We start from the raw sequence: 1,223 nt of genomic DNA, 5'->3' as shown, positions 1-1,223 counted from the left end.
GCGAAACCACCCTCTGACCAGGAGACCCCACGCATGACCCGCACACACCTACACACCACCCTCACCACCACCCTGCTTCTCTTTCTGGGCACCGTGTCCTCGGCCTCGGCCGCGTCGGCGACGCCCGCCGACCCGATGAACAGCGCGTTCGCCGCGGCGGCGGCCACGTTCGGGGTTCCCCGTGACCTGATCGTCGCGGTCGGGTACGGCGAAACCCACCTTGACGGGCACCACGGCGCGCCGAGCCAGGACAACGGCTTCGGTGTCATGCACCTGGTGAGCAATCCGTCCCGCAGGACCCTGCAACTCGCAGCGAAACTCACCGGCGAGTCGGTCCCCGCGCTGAAGACGTCGACGGCGGCCAACATCCGCGGTGGCGCCGCCGTCTTGCGATCGATGGCCGATCGGGCCGGGCTCTCCGGCGACGACCGGGACCGGATCACCGCCTGGTACCCCGTGGTTGCCCGCTATGGCGGCGCCACCAGCGACAACGGGGCCAGGCTGTACGCGGACACGGTGTACCGGCTACTGGCGAGCGGTCTGCAAACCAGGACCGTCGAGGGAGAACGCGTCGACGTCACTGCCCACGCCGCCCCACCCGAACGCGGACGGCTGGCGAGCGTGTCGCCGACTGGTCAGCCGCCGGACGCCGCCGCGCTCGGCATGGACTACCCGGATTCCCGGTGGGTGCCCGCCAGCCCGAGCAACTACACGGCCGGACGGTCGGCTGCGATCAACCTCGTCGTCATCCACGTGACCCAAGGGTCGTACGCGGGCACGATCAGCTATTTCCAGGATCCAGCGGCGAAGGTGAGCGCGCACTATGTCGTCCGCTCCTCGGACGGCGAGGTCACGCAGATGGTCCGCGACGCGGACACCGCCTACCACGTCAGGTCGGCGAACTCCCGGGCGCTGGGTATCGAGCACGAGGGTTTCATCGACGACCCGACCTGGTTCACCGACTCGATGTACCGCTCCTCGGCCGCGTTGACGCGGTGGCTGTGCGACCGGCACGGCCTGCCGAAGACGCGGCAGTTCATCGTCGGCCACAACGAGGTCCCCGGCAACGACCACACCGACCCGGGCCAGTACTGGGACTGGGACTACTACATGCAGTTGGTAGCCGGCGGAGGAGGAGGGGGCGGCGTCTATACGGGTTCGTCGGCGGATTTCAACGGTGACGGCCTCGACGACATCATCACCTTCACCCACGGCACCGGCGC

1 protein-coding gene is annotated in these 1,223 nt (G+C 68.8%); it reads left to right on the top strand.

Annotation, left to right across the window (positions count from 1 at the left end):
• Positions 1–33: 33 nt before the first annotated feature.
• Positions 34–1,223: N-acetylmuramoyl-L-alanine amidase (locus IEY73_RS32665; RefSeq protein WP_189083216.1), on the top strand; the 1,190-nt coding region annotated here is incomplete at its 3' end.

The organism is Mangrovihabitans endophyticus (assembly GCF_014646155.1).
In the GTDB taxonomy this organism is placed as follows: domain Bacteria; phylum Actinomycetota; class Actinomycetes; order Mycobacteriales; family Micromonosporaceae; genus Actinoplanes; species Actinoplanes endophyticus.
Note: the sequence above shows the minus strand (reverse complement) of the source record. Positions and strands in the feature narration are given on the sequence as shown.